Annotated in this window: 15 protein-coding genes and 1 pseudogene; 7 read left to right on the top strand and 9 right to left on the bottom strand. The window is 71.3% G+C overall.

All coding sequences use genetic code 11. From position 1 onward, the window contains the following. Positions 1 to 139 (bottom strand): annotated as a pseudogene (locus tag MKK82_RS04155) (DNA-binding response regulator); the annotation flags it as partial. A 130-nt stretch (positions 140 to 269) separates the two neighbouring features. Beyond that, on the bottom strand, positions 270 to 572 hold the full coding sequence (locus MKK82_RS04160) for a hypothetical protein (protein WP_238291952.1): 303 nt from the start codon (positions 570 to 572) through the stop codon (positions 270 to 272). Between the two features lie 470 nt (positions 573 to 1042). On the opposite strand from MKK82_RS04160, the gene MKK82_RS04165 reads away from it, so the two are divergent. The 3 genes from MKK82_RS04165 to MKK82_RS04175 all read left to right on the top strand — a co-directional run bounded on the left by MKK82_RS04165 (position 1043) and on the right by MKK82_RS04175 (position 2100). Beyond that, entirely contained in the window at positions 1043 to 1252 is a 210-nt protein-coding gene (locus MKK82_RS04165) for a hypothetical protein (RefSeq protein WP_238291950.1), read from the top strand. After that, positions 1245 to 1586 (top strand): hypothetical protein, encoded by a 342-nt coding sequence (locus tag MKK82_RS04170; protein WP_238291948.1) that lies wholly within the window; start codon positions 1245 to 1247, stop codon positions 1584 to 1586. The genes MKK82_RS04165 and MKK82_RS04170 overlap by 8 nt, the downstream gene beginning before the upstream one ends. A 202-nt stretch (positions 1587 to 1788) precedes the next feature. Further along, positions 1789 to 2100, top strand: coding sequence for a GCG_CRPN prefix-to-repeats domain-containing protein (locus MKK82_RS04175; RefSeq protein WP_243984753.1), 312 nt, complete (start codon positions 1789 to 1791; stop codon positions 2098 to 2100). 799 nt (positions 2101 to 2899) lie between these two features. Here MKK82_RS04175 and MKK82_RS04180 read toward each other — a convergent pair. Next, positions 2900 to 3763 (bottom strand): class II aldolase/adducin family protein, encoded by an 864-nt coding sequence (locus MKK82_RS04180; protein ID WP_238291944.1) that lies wholly within the window; start codon positions 3761 to 3763, stop codon positions 2900 to 2902. Positions 3764 to 3962: 199 nt separating this feature from the next. Between MKK82_RS04180 and MKK82_RS04185 the strand changes: the two genes are divergently transcribed. The 3 genes from MKK82_RS04185 to MKK82_RS04195 all read left to right on the top strand — a co-directional run bounded on the left by MKK82_RS04185 (position 3963) and on the right by MKK82_RS04195 (position 8033). Next, on the top strand, positions 3963 to 4904 hold the full coding sequence (locus tag MKK82_RS04185) for a LysR substrate-binding domain-containing protein (RefSeq protein WP_243984755.1): 942 nt from the start codon (positions 3963 to 3965) through the stop codon (positions 4902 to 4904). 149 nt (positions 4905 to 5053) lie between these two features. Next, positions 5054 to 6421 (top strand): NAD(P)H-dependent oxidoreductase, encoded by a 1368-nt coding sequence (locus MKK82_RS04190; RefSeq protein ID WP_238291939.1) that lies wholly within the window; start codon positions 5054 to 5056, stop codon positions 6419 to 6421. A gap of 199 nt (positions 6422 to 6620) precedes the next feature. Further along, positions 6621 to 8033, top strand: a complete 1413-nt coding sequence (locus MKK82_RS04195; protein WP_238291937.1) for a hypothetical protein — start codon at positions 6621 to 6623, stop codon at positions 8031 to 8033. A 287-nt stretch (positions 8034 to 8320) separates the two neighbouring features. Here the strand turns inward: MKK82_RS04195 and MKK82_RS04200 are convergent, their stop codons facing one another. The 4 genes from MKK82_RS04200 to MKK82_RS04215 form a co-directional block, all read right to left on the bottom strand. Next, positions 8321 to 9085, bottom strand: coding sequence for an ABC transporter ATP-binding protein (locus tag MKK82_RS04200; protein WP_238291935.1), 765 nt, complete (start codon positions 9083 to 9085; stop codon positions 8321 to 8323). Positions 9086 to 9093: 8 nt separating this feature from the next. Continuing rightward, positions 9094 to 10938 (bottom strand): ABC transporter permease subunit, encoded by a 1845-nt coding sequence (locus tag MKK82_RS04205; protein WP_238291933.1) that lies wholly within the window; start codon positions 10936 to 10938, stop codon positions 9094 to 9096. After that, positions 10935 to 11810, bottom strand: a complete 876-nt coding sequence (locus tag MKK82_RS04210) for a branched-chain amino acid ABC transporter permease (RefSeq protein WP_238291931.1) — start codon at positions 11808 to 11810, stop codon at positions 10935 to 10937. The genes MKK82_RS04205 and MKK82_RS04210 overlap by 4 nt, the downstream gene beginning before the upstream one ends. A gap of 64 nt (positions 11811 to 11874) precedes the next feature. Next, positions 11875 to 13038: an ABC transporter substrate-binding protein gene (locus tag MKK82_RS04215; protein ID WP_238291929.1), complete on the bottom strand. Its 1164-nt coding sequence runs from the start codon at positions 13036 to 13038 to the stop codon at positions 11875 to 11877. 378 nt (positions 13039 to 13416) lie between these two features. Here MKK82_RS04215 and MKK82_RS04220 point away from each other — a divergent pair, with 378 nt between their 5' ends. Continuing rightward, entirely contained in the window at positions 13417 to 13866 is a 450-nt protein-coding gene (locus tag MKK82_RS04220) for a hypothetical protein (protein ID WP_243984757.1), read from the top strand. 129 nt (positions 13867 to 13995) lie between these two features. Here MKK82_RS04220 and MKK82_RS04225 read toward each other — a convergent pair whose 3' ends face one another. Together MKK82_RS04225 and MKK82_RS04230 are read right to left on the bottom strand one after the other, a co-directional pair. Then, entirely contained in the window at positions 13996 to 14232 is a 237-nt protein-coding gene (locus MKK82_RS04225) for a hypothetical protein (RefSeq protein WP_238291924.1), read from the bottom strand. 146 nt (positions 14233 to 14378) lie between these two features. After that, entirely contained in the window at positions 14379 to 15749 is a 1371-nt protein-coding gene (locus MKK82_RS04230; protein ID WP_238291922.1) for a CHASE3 domain-containing protein, read from the bottom strand. Position 15750 lies beyond the last annotated feature (1 nt).

Here is a 15750-nt window from a genome sequence, read left to right on the forward strand (position 1 = left end):
TGTCGTAGTCGTACAGCTTACCGAGATCGACACCCTCTTCCCCGAGGTCGGTGGTGTAGGTGTTGAAGTTCTCGGACTTGAGCATCAGCTCGATGCTCTGCGCGACCGTAGCGTCATCTTCGACCAGCAGAACGCGCATGATACCACCTCTGTTTGAGATGCCTCATATTTCGTAAATGATACTAAATCGTTAATGCGCGTTCTGGAGATTTAATTTCCGGTGATGCCTCTATGGCTAATCGATGGTCTCGTGGGCTATCGAATGATAATTAGTGCGCTATGGCAAGTAATTGCACCTGATCCGCCATGATCTTCGCGCCCCGCGACCGGTACCCCCGCTGCTGGCGCTCGCGGTTGATCAGCCACACGATGGCCTTGCCTGCCTCCCGGTCCCTGGCAGCCGAGGAAGCCCGCAGGGCCGCGGCGGTCGCCTCGCGGTCGCTGCTCGGGCCGGCCGCGATCCTGTCCGAGACGTCCGCGAGCAGATGACCGTTCTCCTTCGGCTGGGCCGCGAGGGCGTCGGCCTTGTGGGGCGCCTCCAGCTTGGCGGTCCGCGCCTCGATCAGCTTCAAGCTCGGGACCAAGCCTCCCCAGCCATGAAGCCCCCGCGGACCAGTCGGGCGCGGACCCAGGCATCCCGCCCGGGGGCGGTCGGCTTGCCAGCCTCGGCCTGCCGCAGGACCGTGATCAGGCCATCCGGTCCGTCGCCCGCCAGCCCCCTCTCGACCGCCCGGCGCGACTGGGGGCGTCCGCCTCGCCTTCAAAGATAACCTCCAGGGCCCCGCAGGGCGATTGCGCGAGCCGCGGGGGCGACCGGCGGGATCACCGGAACGGCCGCGCTCGATCTGCGTGTCCTCTCGCGGACTCGATCGGCGTCCAGCCACGCCAGCCTGCAAACAGCAGTCAAAGATCCGGCCAGATACATAGCGCTGGCTAAGATATTTCATGATCGGGCTGGATGACCGCGCCGGCGTCTCGCGCGAAAAGGGTGCGGATACCGGCCGGGCCGGCCCGGGTTGATCTCCGACACGGAGAGAGTCTGATGCCCCACACGCCCAAGGCCGCGAACACGCAGGATCTCGCCGACACGGAGTACGACGGCGAGCGCTGGGCTCGGGTCGGAGCGGAACGGCAGTCCGTTTCTTCGGCCAGCCCTACAGCCCCTTCGGATCCGACTGATGGCCCGGAAGTTGGCTTGACGCGGACCGGCACCGATGAGGGCGCCGTCGTGAAGCGGGAGACCGATGTCTGAAGGCGACGGATCAGCCGCCGCTAGGAGGCGCACCGGTCGCGCCCCACAAACCACCGCTGACAACGGCCCATGGGAGGAACACCTCGTGAAATACCTATTCGCCAGCACGCTGATCTCGGCGAGCCTGTTCGTCTTCCCGAGCATGCCGGCCGTGGCTCAGAGCATCGACATCGGGCCGGGTGGCGTCAGGGTTGATCCGCGATCGTCACGGGAGCGGGATCGTGACGAGATCCGCAGGGACGAGCGTCGTGAGGAGTTCCGCGACGAGCGGCGCGGTTCGATCCGCCGCGAAGAGCGCCTCCGTCGCGATGGCGATGACGATGACGACGACTGATCCGCTTCGAGGGCGGGGCCTCGGCTGACCGGCCAACTGGGTGCGGGTCCCGCCGTTCTTGCGTGTTCGGCCGACGTGCAGCGTGAACGATCCCGTCCGGCCGGCTGGATGAACGAGCGGACCGAACGTCGTTCAGCGCACGGGGCGCATTCTCCCTCATCCGGTCCGGCAAGCCCGGTCCGACGGATCAAGAGGTTCGGTTATGGTGCGCACCACGATGCTCGGAATGGCTGCGGTGATCGCGGCAGGGTTCATCACCGCCACAGCAGCGAACGCGACGCCCTTCGGGTACGGCCCGCTCAACGGTGGAGTGTTGGTCGAGGGCGTAGCCGGCGGCTGTGGTTCGGGTTTCCACCCGAATCCCTGGGGTCGCTGCCGCCCCAACGACCGGGGGTGGGGCTATGGTGGTCCCCGCGGTTACTACGGCGATCGGCCGGGGTACGGGTATGGCCGCGGCTACGATCGCGGCTACGGCGGCTATGACGGTCCGCGCCGGTTCTACGGCGGGTACTGACTCGCGAACTCGGGGCTTGGCCGCGCAGGGGGCTGGAACTGAAGGCTGAAGAACGGTGCGCGGCCGAGAGCCCGGCGGCTCAGGCCCGCGGGAGATGCGGCGGAGCTCAACGGGATGCGTGGCTGCCCCCTCCCGGCAAGCACGGCCGAGAGCCCGTCACCGTTCCGACACGGCAAGGTGTGCCAATCCTCGCTGCGTCGGGGCGAACCACGAACCTGTCGGCATGCAGGCTGATCCGTCTCGGCACCCCGTCGCCTGCTCAGCGGCAGGTCGTTGGTTCGAGCCCTCCCGGCGCCGCTAGCACGGCGGCCGCTCGATTGGGGAGTGACGGACGAACAGGAGCTTCCGTGCGGCTCACAACGCTGACGAGGCGCATGGCCGGCTGCGCCGACCCGGCCCGCGCTTCGCCAGGGCCATGCCAGCGCTCACCGGCCGGTCACGGTGCGGCGGAACGCGCGCGCCGGACCGGCAGCGGTCAACCGATCGCCCAGAACAGCGGCAGGGCGCCGGCCAGGAACAGGGCGTACGAGACCAGCACGGCGGCACCCTCGCGGTGCCGGAGAATAAGAGCGTGGGGGAACGCGAACATGACGCAAGCCGGATCGACGGAAGGCGCCCCAGGAACGCTCCCGAATCGTGACCGAACGGGGGCGCCCGGCGATGGCGACGGGCGATCGCCGGCGGCTGTCGCATCCCGGTGACAGTGGCCGCCCCCGCGCCGGATGCACCCCCCAAGAGCTCCCGGGAAGCCCCCGGGAGGGACCGGCCACGCGGCCGGCCCGGATCGGCCGCCTGGCCCTCACGCGAACATGTCGGGCTGGGTCTCGGCGATCTGGTTGTAGAGCGTCTGGAAGTGCAGCCAGCCGATGTAGTCGCTGCCCACGTGCTCGCGGCTGTAGCGGGCGGTCTTCTCCGACAGGAGCTGCGGCTTGATGCCGGAGGCCTCGACCAGGAGCTGCTGCCGGCAGGCCCGCTCCAGGGCGATGAACCAGAAGGCCGCGTCGTCGATGCTGTGGCGCGAGCAGGTCAGCAGGCCGTGGTTCTGGTGCAGCACGCCGCGGTTGCGGCCGATCTGCTGGGCCACCGAGAGACCGCTCTCCTTCTCCACCGCGACGGCCCCCGCCGACGCGCCGATCACCGCGTGGCTGTTGTAGAAGGCCGCGGCGTCCTGGCTGATCATGTCGAGCGGCCGGCCGGTGGCGCACCACGCGGTGCCGTAAGTGGTGTGCGCGTGGCACATCGCCATCACGTCGGGGTGCTCGTCGTGCACGGCGGCGTGCAGCACGAAGCCCGCCCGGTTGATGGCGTGGCGCCCCTCGACGACCCGGCCCGCGTGGTCGGCCAGGATCAGGTTCGACATCCGCACCTGCGAGAAGTGCACGCACATCGGGTTGGTCCAGTACAGCTCCGGACGCTCGGGATCGCGGATCGTCAGGTGGCCGGCGAAGCCGTAATCGAAGCCCTGCATCGCGAAGGCGCGGCAGGCGGCCACGAGGTGCGTCTTGCGGTACGCGCGCGCCTCGGCGTGGTCGGCGAAGTCCGGCATCTCCGGGAAGATCAGGCCGGCCTGCTCGGGCTGGTAGATCGAGGTCCGCTTGCGGCCCGCATCGTCGGCGGGGAGGTCGAGGGCGAGAGCGGCGTCCTGGGCGTGATCGTCGAGCATGGCGTTTCCTCGTCGGGGCGGGAACGGGAGGTGGCGGGGCCGCTCGTCGACGCGGCACGTCGTGATCCTCCGGCGGGATCGGAGCGCCGGGGCTCGGCCCCCCGCGGGCCGGGTCGTTCGCGGCCGCTCGACGGCACTATCCTGCCGTGCGTCTGCATTGACAAACGACGATTTTTCACGCGTTTCGTGAATGCAATTCATGAGTCGCCCGATGCGCCGGATCCCGAGCTTCCCCGCCCTGCGGGCCTTCGAGGCCGCCGCGCGTCTGGGCAGCTTCGCCCGGGCGAGCGCGGAGCTGCACCTCACGCCCTCGGCGGTGAGCCACCAGGTTCGCGCCCTGGAGCGCTGGTTCGGGCGTCCCCTGTTCCGGCGGGCGAACCGTCAGGCGACGCTCACCGTGGATGGCCAACGCCTGCTTGCGGGCCTCGCCGGCGCCTTCGACGCGATCGAGGCGGTCTGCGCGGAGCTGAGCCCACCGCCGGCAGCGCTCGCCGCCGCACTGGCCGTCCACTGCACCCCGAGCTTCGCGGCGAAGTGGCTCGGTCCCCGGTTCCCCGCCTTCGTGGAGTCGCATCCCGGCATCGCCATCCGCCTGTCGACCAGCGCCGACCCGGTGGATCTCGGCCGGCACGCGGAGATCGACATCCTGATCGCCTACGGCCGGCCGCCGCGCGGCCCCGGCCTGACGGTCGAGTCCCTCGGACCGGAGGAGATCGCGGCCCTGTGCACGCCGGAGGTCGACCGGGCCGTCGGGCCGCTCGGACCCGGCCCGGGTGAGCGTTTCACCCGGCTGGACTCGTCGTTCAGCCCGCTGCGCTGGCCCGACTGGTTCGCCCATAACGGCCTGCCTGTTCCGACCGGAGCGGCGGGCGCGGCCTTCGACCGAGGCTCGTTGGTGATCGCCGCGGCGGTCCAGGGGCTCGGCGTTGCCCTGGAAACGCTGCGGTTCGCCCGGGACGAGATCGGCGCCGGCCAGCTCGTCCGCCTCGGCGGGGGGCGGGTCGCGAGCCTGTACAGGGATCTGCACTTCATCTGCTACCGCGACCGGGACGCGGATTTGGAGAAGATCCGGGCCTTTCACCGCTGGCTGCTCGACGTGGAGGCGGAGAGCCGGGCCGGGCAGGCGGATCCGCCGGGCTGACGCGGCGGCCATCGGGGGCCGAGCGGTCACCCTCCGGCCGGGTCTCAACGGGCTCCGGGATCGCTCTAGGTGTAGGTTCAAGCAACACGGGGACGGCGGCGGGGATCGACTCTCGATTCCGGCCGCGGATCGCCCAGGGAGAACGCCCCATGTCCCTCTTCGCCAAGCTGCAGCGGCGCGCCAGCGAGGGCCGGCCCGTACGGGTGGGTCTGATCGGGGCCGGCAAGTTCGGCTCCATGTACCTGTCGCAGGCGCCGCGCACGCCCGGCACCCACCTGATCGCCGTGGCCGACCTGTCGCCGGACCGGGCGCGCGCGTCGCTGCGCCGGGTGGGCTGGGAGGAGGCCGGATTCGCGGCGCGCGGGATGGAGGAGGCCGCCCGCGCCGGCACAACCCTGGTCACCGAGGATGCCGACGCGCTGATCGCGAGCCCCTTCGTGGACATCGTCATCGACGCCACCGGCAGCCCGGCCGCCGGCATCCGCCACGCGCTCAGGGCCTTCGCGGCGGGCAAGCACATCGTGATGGTCAATGTCGAGGCCGACGTGCTCGCCGGGCCGCTGCTGGCCCGCAAGGCGGCCGAGGCCGGGGTGATCTACTCCATGGCGTCGGGCGACCAGCCGGCCCTGATCGCCGAGCTGGTCGACTGGGCGCGCACCATCGGGCTGGAGGTGATCTGCGCCGGCAAGGGCACCAAGTACCTGCCGGCCTACCACGCCTCCACGCCCGACACGGTCTGGGGCCATTACGGCTTCAGCGCCGAGCAGGTCGCCGGCGGCGACTTCAACCCGCAGATGTTCAACTCCTTCCTGGACGGCACCAAGTCGGCCCTGGAGATGGCCGCCGTGGCCAATGCCTGCGGGTTGACGCCGCCCCGCGAGGGCCTCGCCTTCCCGCCCTGCGGCGTCGACGACTTGCCGAACGTCCTGCGTCCCATGGCGGATGGCGGCCTCCTGGCGGAGCGCGGCACCGTCGAGGTCGTCTCGTCCCTGGAGCGCGACGGGCGACCGGTGTTCCGGGACCTGCGCTGGGGCGTCTACGCGGTGTTCGCGGCGCCGAGTCCCTACGTGCGCGACTGCTTCGCCCAGTACGGCCTCAGGACCGACGAGAGCGGCCGCTACGCCGCCACCTACAAGCCCTACCACCTGATCGGCCTCGAACTCGGGATCTCCGTGGCCTCGATCGCGGTCCGCGGCGAGGCGACGGGTGCGACGGGCGACTGGCGCGGCGACGTGGCGGCCACCGCCAAGCGGGCGCTGCGGGCAGGGGAGAGACTCGACGGTGAGGGCGGCTTCACCGTCTACGGCAAGCTGATCCCGGCGGCCGACGCCCTGGCACAGGACGCCCTGCCGATCGGCCTCGCCCACAACATGGTCCTCAAGAACGACGTGCCGGCGGGTCGGGCCGTGCGCTGGAGCGACGTCCAATTCGACGCCGGGCAGGAGGCGATCCGCGTCCGGCGCGCGATGGAAAGCCTGTTCCGGCAGGAGTGGGGCGGCGCCGGGGCGGCGGGCTGATACGGTTCCGGATGAAGGCGGCGACGTTCCCGCACGTCCCCCCGCAGAGGGGGAGGGGGGGCAGGGGGCTCCGATGCGCCGGACCCGTCGACCGCACGGTGATCGCCGACTTGAGCGCGCTATCCGGCTGGCGTCGGTCCGCTCGCAAGGACGGTCGCGCCATCGCGACCGAACCGAAACCCGTCCGACAGGGCCCGCCATGACATCTGCGCTGCGCCTCACCGCCCTCCTCACGGCCCTCGCCTCCGCGGCGCCGGCGCAGGCCGGCTGGACGGGGCCGGAAGCCCAGCCGCTCTTCGACAACGAGGCGAATCCGAAGGGCTACAACTACGCCCCGAGCCTCATCACCGAGAACGGCACCACCGACATCTGGTGGTGCGGGCAGGGCAAGACCGACGTCATCTATCACCGCGCCTACAACCCGCAGACCGGCTTCTCCCCGGCCCGGATCGTGTTGCAGCCGACGCCGGGCGCCTGGAACCGCCAGTACGTCTGCGATCCGAGCGTGATCAAGGGCCGCTTCACCAACCCGGCCGACGGACAGCCCTACGCCTACGCGATGTACTATTCCGGCGCCGACAACCTGCCGGGCAACAACAACCAGACGGGGCTGGCCTTCTCCAACGACAAGGTCACCTGGGTGGACTACCCGAAGCCGGTGATCGCGCCCCTCAACCCGGTCGTCGCTCAGGGCACTTACGGCGCGGGGCAGCCCGCGACCGTCAACCTCGACGGTGGTTCGGGTCTCCTGGTCTTCACCACCGATCTGACCGGGCCGCAGGGCGTGGCGGGCTTCGGCGACCTCTATGTGCGGCGCACGGCCGACGGGGTGCATTTCGACCCGCCGGTGCGGGTGCCGAACGTGGCCGCCGACGGCACGACCATCAACCCGAACTCCGATTTCGGCTACGACCCGGCGTCCGGCGAGGTCTACGTGATCACCGGCCTCCCGGGCCGCAACTGTGGGCAAGTGGCCTGCAAGGACCCCGCCCGCAACCCCGACCGCGAGACCTACCAGATGGGCCTCTACCGGATGCCGCTGAAAAGCCTGCTCAGCGGCACGCCCGCCCGCTGGATGCCGGCCGGCACCCTGAACGCGGACGTCACGGGCTTCTACCTCAACCACAGCCCCGGCTTTCAGCGCGATGGCCGCGGCAGCCTCACGCCGTTCCTGCCCGCTGTCACGGTGTTCTTCTCGGGCGGCGACCCGTATCCCGGCACGTGGCGCATCGCGACGGCGACGCTCGACCCGGCCTCCGACCGCGCGCCGCTCAAGCGGGCGGTCGGGCCGGCCGGGCACTGGGTCACCACGGGCTACACGGCGCCGGGCTACAGGATCGAATCCACCCTCGGCGCGCTGTTCCTGCTGCCGCGGCCCGGCACCGCCAAGCTCATGAGCTGCGTGGCCGGCACCGACCATTTCCTCAGCCGGGATCCGGACTGCGAGGGGCACACGCCGCTGGGGCAAACCGGCTACGTCCACGAGGCCCCGCATCGAGGCAGCCATCCGCTCTACCGGTGCAACGCCGGCGGGCACGACCACTTCGTGTCGCTGGACAAAGGCTGCGAGGGCCAGACCGCCGAAGGTCTCCTGGGCTACGCCCTCGACTGATCCCGGTGACGACGAAGCGCGGCCGTCGCCCCATGGAGGCCCGCGGGTTCACACGTCGCGATCGGACACCGACCTTCCGGAACAAGGGCGCCTTTCCCTCCCCCGGTCGGGCCCCGGGACAGGGATGGTGCGGAAGGCACGGCACCGCTCGAGCCTGAACCGCCCCACCACCGAGGCCTTCCGCAAGAGGCGGTGAGCGGGGCCGCGCCAGCACGGTGTCGATCCGGAAGCCCCGCCCGGGGCCGCGCCATGACGACGATCGGGCCGTTCCGCCGAGAGGGGCGGCCTCACCCCGCCGCCAGAACCTCGGCCTTCGCGCGGCCCCCGAGATAGGCCGACCGGATCTCGTCGTTCGCCCAGAGCGACTCGGGATCGCCCGAGAGGACGAGGCGGCCGGTCTCCAGCACGTAGCCGCGATCGGCCACGGAGAGGCCCATCCGGGCGTTCTGCTCCACCAGCAGCACCGTGGTGCCGCGGCGGCGCACCTCGGCGATGATCGCGAACACCGCCTGGACGATCACCGGGGCGAGGCCGAGCGACGGCTCGTCCAGCAGGAGGATGCGGGGCTTGGCCATCAGGCCGCGGGCGAGCGCCACCATCTGGAGCTGGCCCCCCGACAGCGTCCAGCCCAGCGCGTCGCCGAACCGGCGGATGTCCGGGAACAGGTCGAACATCGCCTCGACCTCGTCGCGCAGCGCCCGCTTGCCGAGACCGGAGCGGTTGGACGCGCCCAGCATGATGTTCTCGCGCACCGTGAGCCCCGGGAAGACCCGGCGCCCCTCCGGCACGTGGGCGACGCCGAGCCGCACGATTGCCTCGGGCTTGAGGCCCTCCAGGGGCTTCCCCTCCAGCAGGATCGTGCCGGCGGCGGGGCGCACCAGCCCCGAGATCGCCTTCAGGGTCGTGGACTTGCCGGCACCGTTGGAGCCCAGCAGCGTCACGACCTCCCCGGCGCCGACCGAGAACGACAGGCCGCGCACGGCCTCGATCTCGCCGTAGCGGACCACGAGGTCGCGGATCTCGAGAAGGGGCGGGGTCGCGGCTGGCGTCATCGCTGGGGTCACACCGGAGCGAGGTCGGTCTTGAGGCTCGCCGCCGGTCCCGCGGCGGCGTCCTCGCCGAGATAGGCCTGGATCACCGCGGGCTCGCGCAGCACGGTCGCGGTGACGCCGTCGGCGATGCGGCGGCCGAAATTCAGCACCGTGACGTGGCTGGCCACGTCGCTCACCAGCGTCATGTCGTGGTCGATGATCAGGATGGTCAGGCCCTTCGCGGCCATCCGGCGCAGGAGCACCGTCAGGGCATTCTTCTCGCTGGAATTGAGGCCGGCGGCCGGCTCGTCGAGGAGCAGCAGCACGGGGTTGCCGGCCAAGGCCCGCGCGATCTCGATCAGGCGCTGGTGGCCGTACGAGAAGCCGGAGATCGGCTCCTCCGCCCGGCCCTCCAGCCCGACGAAGGCCAGGGCCGCCCGGGCGCGGGCCTCCAGGGCCGCCCGGTCGCGGGCCCCCAGCGGGTTGTTGGGCCGCTCGGCGCCGATGACCACGTTCTCCAGAGCGCTCATGGAGCGGAACAGGCGGATGTTCTGGAAGGTGCGCCCGATCCCGGCCGCCGCCCGCCGGTGCGGGGACAGCCGCGTGACGTCCTGCCCGGCCAGCCGCACGGTGCCGCCCGTCGGGCTGTAGAGGCCCGAGAGGACGTTGAGCGTCGTCGTCTTGCCGGAGCCGTTCGGGCCGATCAGCGCGTGGATGCCGCCCCGCGCCACCGTGAAGCTCACCGCGTCCACGGCCTTGAGGCCGCCGAAGTGCTTGGACAGGTCCGACACCTCCAGCATCGGCGCCGTGGAGGCCTCGCCCTGGCTCAGGGTCAGCTCGGCGGCCGGCGGCGGCGCCGGGCGGGTCCGGCGCAGGCGCCGGACCTGGTCGCCGAGGAAGCCCCAGATCCCGTCGGGCATGAACACCACGATGAGGATCACCGCGAGTCCGTAGATCGCGAGGTAGAGCCCGGGGATCTCCTTGAGGAAGCGCAGCCATTCCGGGATCAGGATCAGCAGGGCCGTGCCGATCACGGCGCCCACCGGCGAGCCGACGCCGCCGAGCAGCGCCATCGTCAGGAAGACGATCGACTCGGCGAAGGAGAACTGGTCGGGGCTGATATAGGTGAAGCTGCCGGCGAACAGGCCGCCCCCGAGACCCGCCAGCAGCGACCCGACCGCGAAGGCCGCCACCTTGGTGCGGTAGATGTCGATCCCCGAGACGCCCGCCGCGAGCTCGTTGTCGCGCACCGCCCGCATGGCCCGCCCGAGCCGGGTCCGCGGCATGTGCCAGACGAGCCAGCCGACGATCGCCAGCACCAGCACGCACAGGGCGAGGTAGCTCTGCCCATCCGCGAACAGGGCGGGGCGGCGGATGTTCGGCACGCCGTCGGGCCCGTGCGTCACCGGGATCCAGTTGGTGAGCACCAGCGTCAGGATCTGCTGGAACGAGATCGTCACCATGGCGAGGTAGTGGCCGCCGAGCCGCAGCGTCGAGGCGCCGAGCGCGGCGCCGAGCACCACCGCGAGGCCGAGGCCGACGATCAGGCAGATCCAGAAGTTGAGGCCGCCGTCGACGGTGCCGAGGCCGACCGCGTAGGCGCCGATTCCGAAGAAGGCGGCCTGGGCGAGGTTGATCTGCCCGCACAGGCCGAGCACGACGGTGAGCCCGATCACCGCGATGGCGTAGGTCGCCGCCTGCATCAGGATGTTGAGGGCGTAGCCGCTGAGCGGCGTCGTGGCAGCCACCGCCACCAGGGCGGCCGCCAGGACCGCGTAGGCGAGGCTCCCCAGCGGCAGGCGGCGGCGCACCGTGGGGGGCGACGCCGGCACCGCTGTGGCCGGGTCGGCGACGGGGGAGGGGGTGCCGCTCATGCCTTCTCCGCCACGCGCTCGCCGAACAGGCCCTGCGGGCGCACGACCAGGAAGACGATCAGCACCAGGAACGCGAAGGCGTCCTTGTAGGGCACCGAGATGTAGGCCGCCCCGAAGGTCTCGATGATGCCCAGCGCGAGGCCGCCGATGATCGCCCCGGTGACGTCGCCGAAGCCGCCGATGATGGTGGCGGCGAACGCCTTCAGGGCGATCGTGGCACCCATCTGGATCGACACGAACAGCACCGGTGCCACCAGGATGCCGGCGATGCCGCCCAGCACCGCGCTGTACACGAAGGTCAGCATGATCATGCCGGCCACCGGGATTCCCAGGAGGGCCGCCATCTCCTTGTCCTGCGAGGTCGCCTGCAGCTTCTTGCCGACCAGCGTGTGCTCGAAGAACCAGTACTGGAACGCCACCAGGGCCGCCGTGACCGCGATGATCAGCAGGTACTGGCTGTCGAGGAAGACCGGACCGAGCAGGAAGCCCTGCGTCTCGAAGACCGGCGGCAGCACCTGCGGCTGCGGCCCGTAGAGGGCGAGGGTGGTGTTGGCCAGGAAGATCGAGGCGCCGATGGTCGAGATGATCACCGGCAGGTAGCTGCGGTGGCGCAGGGGATAGTAGACGCCCAGGTTGAACAGGGCGCCGAGCAGCGCCATGCCGCCGATGGTGAGGAGCAGCGACAGCCAGTAGGGCCATTCGAGGTCGACGGCGAAGACCACCATCAGGAAGGCCGCCACCATGGAGAACTCGCCCTGCGCGAAGTTCACCACGTTGGTGGCGCGGAAGATCAGCACGAAGCCGAGCGCCACCAGGGCGTAGACCGAGCCGATACCGATCCCGGTGAAGAGGAGTTGCAGGATCAGGTCCATGCGGTCCGCACTCTCGTATCCCCGTCGGAGGTTGTTCCCGCGTCCGGGCGGTGAAGACCCGATCTCAGCCCTTGTAGAAGTCGATCCGCTTGTCGAAGACGATGCTGCCCTTGTCGTTGCGCACGACGTTGTAGCCGTGCAGGCCGTCGCCGTTCTTGTCGAAGTTGTAGGTGCCCTCGGCCCCCTCGTGGCCGCGCACCGCCAGGAGAGCCTCGCGGATCGCCTGCGGGTCGGTCTTGCCCGCCGCGTTGATCGCCTTGGCCAGCACCGTCACCGCGTCGAAGGTCCAGGACGATTGGTTGTCGGGGGCGATCTTCATCGCCGCCCGGTAGGCCTTTCCGTAGGCGCGGGCGGCGTCGCTCGATTCCTCGGCGTAGTCGGCCACGCCGTAGGTGCCGTAGAGGGACGGCCCGGCGAGCTTCAGGGCGGTCACGTTGGTGATCGACGGCGATCCGACCCAGGGGGCGGTGACGCCGAGCTGGCGCAGCTGCCGGGCGAAGATGCCGATGTCGTTCTCGAAGGTGAAGTACGAGCCGATCACGTCGGCGCCCGACTGGCGGATCGCCAGCACCACCGGGGTGAAGTCCTGGCTCTGGTTGGTGTAGCCCTGGTCGAGGGCGACCGTGGCGCCGCCCTTTCCGAGGCTCTCGGTCAACGCCTTGGCGCCGCTGGTGCCGAAGGCGTCGGTGGAGTGGATGATCGCCCACTTCTTCTTGCCCAGCCCGTTGACGCCGTGCTCGGCGATCACCTGGGCCGAGAAGCTGTCGTTGGGCCGGAAGCGGAACAGCCAGGGATTGCCGAGCTGCGTCAGCACGGGGTCGGTCCCGCCGAAGCAGACCGGTTTGCCGGTCTTCAGGATGTCGGGGGCCATGGCGTGGTTCTGGGTCGAGCGGATCGAGCCCAGGAAGCCGACGAGGTCGGGCTGCGAGGCGAGCTTGGAGAAGGCGAAGACCGCACCGGGATTGGTGGTCTGGTCGTCCTCGGTCACGATCTCCAGGGGCTTGCCGAGCACGCCGCCGGCCTTGTTGACCGCCTCCAGGGCGATCTTGGCACCGGCCAGCGCGTAGCGGCCGGCATCCGCGCCCGGCCCCGTCACGGGGAGCACCATGCCGATGCGGACCGTCGATCCGGCGCCCTGGGCGAAGGCCGAGCGTATCACCCCCGGCGCGAAGCCGACCGCGAGGGCGGATGCGGCACCCGTCAGGAAAACGCGACGCGTCGTCGTCATTGGCGTATCCGTCCCTTCGCCGATGCTGAAGCCCGGCGTTGGCATGGATGCTCCATACCGGATGCCATGATGTCCATCCCGCCGTGGGCCCGGGCTTCACGGAAATGAGAGGAAGGCCCGGGATCGTCACTCCCGACCGGCGCGGGCGACCCCGACGGGGGCCGCACCCTGCGGCCGCCGGCGTAACACCCGGACCCCGCGATCCGCTGGACAGGCGCCGAGGCGCGCGGTTTAATCGTTCTTATCCGGAGCCGCATCCCGGCAGGCGACCACCGGTCTCTGAAGCGGACTGGAAGAGGGCGTGACCGGCCCGGCCGGGTCCCGTCGATGTCAGCCGACGAGGGCCGCGGCGGCCTCTGATCCGTCTGGGGGGAGACCGTGTGGACTGACGCGCATCTCGATCGATCAGCCTTCCCGGCCCAGGCCCGCGTTCGAGACCGCGCCCGGGCCCGTGGGCGGCCAGCGCGCCGGGCGCTCGTCGGGCTGACGGCCGTCGCCCTGCTGGCCTCCGCCGCCATCGCCACGGCCCCCGCGGCGTTCGTCGAGCCCGACCTCGCGCGCGTGATCCGCTTCATGGCGCTGATCAAGGGCGGCTTCGCCCTCGCGGCGCTCGCCGGCTGCTTCTGGCGCCTCGCGCGGCCGGCCGGTACGGTGCGAACCGCGATCTACGTGGCGGCGCCGCCGGCCATGGCGGCGGGCGCCCTCGCCCTGGGATCGCTCCACAGCCCCGCCCTCGCGGCGGCGGGCCTGCATCTCGGCCTCCTCGCGGTGCTGGCGGCGGCGCTTACCGATTCCGAGTTCCTGCCCGATCGGCCGCGACACCGCTGAACGCCGGTCCCAGCCGCGATGCGGTCGGTGTCCGTGTGATCGCTATCCGTGCGGGTGGAGGACGAAAATCGGGCGCCTCGGCGTGCCGGCCCGGACCGTGGTGCCTGCGGGAATACCCGGCCGGCGCGCTCAGCGGAGGGCGAGGACCTGCGCCGCGTGGGCGGCGACGTGCTGCACCGCCGGCAGATCGTAGGCGTAGACGCGCCCGGCCAGGATCGCCAGGGCCAGCGCCCAGAAGACCGCGCCTCCGACGCGCCGCGCGGTGCGGTCGCCGGCCGCGTCCGGGCAGGCGCGCGCGACGCCGTCCGCGACGGGTTCGCCGAACGGATCGAAGGCCGTCGCCTGTGTTTCTGACACGCTGCGCATGATGGGAATGTCGCGTCCGGAGCATCCCCGCGCAATGGAGACGTCTTCCGTATTTCCACCCAGGTGGAGACGCTTGTTCTCTAACTGCGCTGCGGTGCGAACATCTTCTTCTCTGGCCGCGCGGCAAGGCCGGACGGTGCCGGATCTCAAGCCCGAACGGTGCCGGCCGCCGCTTCGTGCATGGTGTAGTAGGGCATGCGCTCCCGGCGGCCCCGCAGGGGCTCGCGGCAGACCTCGCGCCACGCCGCCGCGGGCTCGCCGGCGGCCCGCCGCGCCGCCTCCGAGACCAGGATCGGGACGCCGTGCAGCTTGGTGGCCTGCTCCAGCCGGGCGGCGACGTTGACGGCGTCGCCCAGGACCGTGAACTCGTAGCGCGCCTCCTCGCCGATGATCCCGCAGAACACGGTGCCGTAATGGACGCCGACCCCGATGCGCACGGGCTCCGCCTGCGCGGCCCTGTCGCCCCAGCGGGCGATCACCGTCACGAGGTCGCGGGCGAAGGCCAGGGCCCGGGCGGCGTCGTCGGGCCGGGGCTCGGGCAGCCCGAACACCACCAGGGCGCCGTCGCCGATGAACTTGTCGACCACGCCGCCCCGCAGCCGGGCGAGGCGCGTGACCCGCCGCCGGAAGGCGGACAGGAACTCGGAGAGGCGGTGCGGGTCCAGGCTCTCGGCCAGGGTGGTGGAGCCGCGCAGGTCGATGAACACGATGGCGGCCTGCTGCCGGCGGCCCGCCTTCAGGCTCCCGTCGTCGTCGGCGAGCCGCAGGACCAGCTCCTGCGGCAGGAACCGCGACAGCCGGTGGCGCCGGTTCGCCTCCCGCAGGGCCGACGTGGAGAACAGCACGAACAGGACGGCGAGGATCCCGATCAGGATCCAGATGGCCAGGGCGATGCGGGAGACCGCCTCCTGCCGCCGCTCCATCCGGTCCGCCTCGCGGGCCTCCATGCTGCGCACGCGGTCGCGGATCGCGTCCATCACTTGCTTGCCCCGCCCCCCGGCCACGGAGGCCCGGGCCGCCGCGCCGTCGCCCGCCCGGCTGAGGGCGACGCTGGCGCCGAGTTCGTCGAGCTTCGCCCGGATCAGCTCGGAGAGGGCGTCGAGTTCGGCCCGCTGCTCGGGATCGCCGACGACCAGGTCGCGCAGCCGGTCGAGCTGGCGGCCGACGTTCACGCGCCCCTCGGTGAAGGGGAGCAGGAAGGCCGCGTCGCCGGCGAGCAGGTAGCCGCGCTGGCCGGTCTCGGCGTCCTGCACCGCTGACAGCACCCGGGCGAGGCGCCCGTCCACCGCCACGGTGCGGCGCACGGCGTCGATGCCGCGCTGCTGGTACACGAAGGCGCCCAGCGCGATGGCGGTCATGACCAGGATCGTGGCGAATCCCACCGTCATCCACGTCACGGTGCGCGAGCGCAGGGACCGCTGCACCCGCGCCACGACGCGCTCGCGGATGGGGGCGGGGTCCGGCGCGGGATCGGCCGGCGCGGGATCGGCCGGGACGGGGGCGGTCGTGACGGCCACG

It is taken from the genome of Methylobacterium sp. E-046, from assembly GCF_022829625.1.
Lineage (GTDB): Bacteria > Pseudomonadota > Alphaproteobacteria > Rhizobiales > Beijerinckiaceae > Methylobacterium > Methylobacterium longum.